Raw genomic sequence first — 2645 nt, 5'->3', positions numbered from 1 at the left:
TCGATCTGGGCGAGGGCCGATTCAAGGGCCTTCTCGCGGTCAGCGGGTGAGGGCATGACGTGCTCTTTTCTGCTCGCGGTCGGTCGCCTGTAGGCTGACGCGCTCTGCCCGGATGGGCGAGATGCTGCGACAAGGCGTGTGGTGTGCGATGACGGGTTCCACGCTACGGAGGGCCTCCGACATTGGGTCGGTCGCCTCCCGTGATCGGGGATGACTCGTTCTCGACACCGTCTGTGCAGGAGCCTACGCGCGCATCGAACACACTTTCGACGACACGCCGCGCCGCTTCGTCGGAACGTGCGAATGCGCTGGTCGGCTCAGCGCCCGCGCGGGTCCATGCGGCCGACGCCGTACCGCCTCGCGTCGGGGACGTCCGCTTCTTCGCAGAGCGCCACCCACACCTCACGCGCGCCGAGCCCGGCGTCGAGCGCTTCGCGCGCGGTCAGACCCCCGGCCCGCGACAACGCGAGGTCGGCGACCAGAGACGCGCCGCGCGAGCCGAACTCGTCCACGACGGCGCGATCGAACTCGCTTCGGCGCATTGCGGAGGAGATCAGCGCAACGAGAGCGCGGGCCTGGCATCCACCGACGCCACGAGGTCGTCGGGGACGACGTCGGGGAAGGTGTGCAGGCCTTCGAGCACCGAGATACGGTCGCCCACTTCACGCATGATCGACGAGATGGGCACATCGAGCGCGTCCGCCACGGCGGCGAGGATCTCGCTCGAGGCTTCCTTCTGCCCCCGCTCGACTTCGCTCAGGTACCCCAGAGCGACGCTGGCGCGACCTGCCACCTGGCGGAGGGTACGCCCCTTCTGAAGTCGGAAGTCACGCAGGACTTCCCCGATCTCTTGACGAACCAGGATCATTTCGGGCCCCCTCTCGCTTTCGATTCCATTGGGTGCATCACAGTACAACGACCAGAGCTGTCAATATAATCCCGCTTGTTGTGCGTGTGGTGAGAATCCGACATCGGTAACGCACCGGCCACGCCGTCTGTTCCCACTACAGCGCATCGAGTGCGAGCGAGACGGCGCGCACGGCTGCGGCGTTGCGGATCTGCTCCCGGTCGCCCTCGAGGACGAGGGATTCCACACGGGATCCGAGTGAGGTGGACACCGCCACGTGCACCGTGCCGACGGGTTGGCCGTCGGGGGAGTCGGGACCGGCGATACCGGTCGTGGCGATGCCGATGTCGGCGGGATGGCCGGGGGAACCGACCGCGTTGCGCACACCGCGCGCCATCTGGCGGGCCACACGCTCGTGCACCGGGCCGTGCGCTTCGAGCAGCAGCGCGTCCACGCCCAAGAGCGACTGCTTGAGGTCTGTGGCGTAGGCGACGATGCCGCCGCGCACGACGGCGGACGCCCCGGGTACGGCGACGAGCGACGCGACCACCAGGCCACCCGTGAGCGACTCGGCCACCCCCACGGTCCAGCCGAGCTCGCGCAGGCGTTCCACGAGTTGCTCCGCCTCGCTGCGGCGTCCACCCGAGACGAGGGTCTGCTCCGCCTCGTCGGAAAGCTCAGGATCAGGAGCAGAGCGGAACGGGCTCACTGTGCCGTCCCGCGGCGTGCACGCCGTGAGCCGCGCACCTCGGCGACGATGTAGTCGACGCCGCTGGCGACGGTGAGGAGCACCGCGATCGTCATGGTCACGAGGTTGACCCAGTGGATCCAATCCCCCACGACCGTCCACAGCGGAAGCAGCGCGAGCGACAGTGCGACGGCCTGGGCCACGGTCTTGAGCTTGCCCATCCACGCCGCCGCCACCACGTGGTCGCTCGCGACGATCAGGCGGTGCACGGTGACACCGACCTCACGCACCAGCACCACGGCGGTGACCCACCACGGCAGCTCGGCGAGGATCGAGAGCCCCACGAACGCGCACCCCGTGAGCGCCTTGTCGGCGATCGGGTCGAGCAGCTTGCCGAGATCGGTGACGATGTCGTGCTTGCGGGCCAGATACCCGTCGATCCCATCGGTGGCGATGGCGACGATGAACAGCACCGCCGCCCACCAGCGCAGCGGGCCGTCGGCACCGCCATCGGCCAGCAGCATCCACAGGAAGACCGGGGCGCACAGGATGCGCACGATCGTGATCGCGTTGGGGAGCTGCCTCGGGATCGCCACGATTCGAGCCTAGTTGCTGTGCCGGTCAGCGCCCGGTCAGGCCCCAGGCATCCTCATCATCGGAGTTCTCCTCCACGACCTCGTATCCGGCGAACTGCTCCTCGACGGGGTCCTCCTCGTCGGGCACGTCTTCGCCTCGCAGTCGCGCGAGCACGCCCGGCAGCTGCTCCGTGGTCACGAGCACGTCGCGCGCCTTCGACCCCTCGGAGGCGCCGACGATCTCCCGCGATTCCAGCAGGTCCATCAGGCGCCCGGCCTTGGCGAACCCGACGCGCAGCTTGCGCTGCAGCATCGACGTGGAGCCGAACTGCGTCGACACGACGAGCTCGGCGGCTGCAAGCAGAAGCTCGAGGTCGTCTCCGATGTCGGCGTCGACCTCCTTCTTCTCCACCACGGCGGCGACGTCCTTGCGGTACTCCGGACGCGCCTGCTGCGTGACGTGCTTGACGACCTTCTCGATCTCGCTCTCGCTGACCCACGCGCCCTGCACGCGCACGGCCTTCGAGGTGCCCAT

The 2645-nt window shown here is 68.6% G+C and carries 5 protein-coding genes; all 5 read right to left on the bottom strand.

Features of this window, described 5'->3' with window-relative positions; genetic code table 11:
- Positions 1–317 precede the first annotated feature (317 nt).
- The gene (locus tag NQ160_RS22085; protein ID WP_257517190.1) at positions 318–542 is read right to left on the bottom strand and encodes a DUF3046 domain-containing protein; all 225 of its coding nucleotides are present in this window, start codon (positions 540–542) and stop codon (positions 318–320) included.
- 11 nt (positions 543–553) lie between these two features.
- Positions 554–868: a helix-turn-helix domain-containing protein gene (locus NQ160_RS22080; RefSeq protein WP_257517189.1), complete on the bottom strand. Its 315-nt coding sequence runs from the start codon at positions 866–868 to the stop codon at positions 554–556.
- A 136-nt stretch (positions 869–1004) separates the two neighbouring features.
- Complete coding sequence (locus NQ160_RS22075; RefSeq protein ID WP_257517188.1) at positions 1005–1556, bottom strand: CinA family protein; 552 nt, start codon at positions 1554–1556, stop codon at positions 1005–1007.
- On the bottom strand, positions 1553–2131 hold the full coding sequence (gene pgsA / locus NQ160_RS22070; protein WP_257517187.1) for a CDP-diacylglycerol--glycerol-3-phosphate 3-phosphatidyltransferase: 579 nt from the start codon (positions 2129–2131) through the stop codon (positions 1553–1555). Before pgsA ends, NQ160_RS22075 begins: the two co-directional genes overlap by 4 nt.
- Before the next feature lie 25 nt (positions 2132–2156).
- Positions 2157–2645, bottom strand: a 489-nt coding sequence (locus NQ160_RS22065) for a DNA translocase FtsK (protein WP_306854019.1), incomplete at its 5' end; no start/stop codon positions are given.

It is taken from the genome of Microbacterium sp. zg.Y909 (assembly GCF_024626565.1).
The sequence above is the reverse complement of the archived record's forward strand: the minus strand, read 5'-3'. Positions and strand labels throughout refer to the sequence as shown.

Bases quoted from the DNA above. Each gene is read 5' to 3' on its own strand.
- NQ160_RS22085 (WP_257517190.1), bottom strand. From the start codon at position 542: ATGCGCCGAAGCGAGTTCGATCGCGCCGTCGTGGACGAGTTCGGCTCG.
- NQ160_RS22080 (WP_257517189.1), bottom strand. From the start codon at position 868: ATGATCCTGGTTCGTCAAGAGATCGGGGAAGTCCTGCGTGACTTCCGA.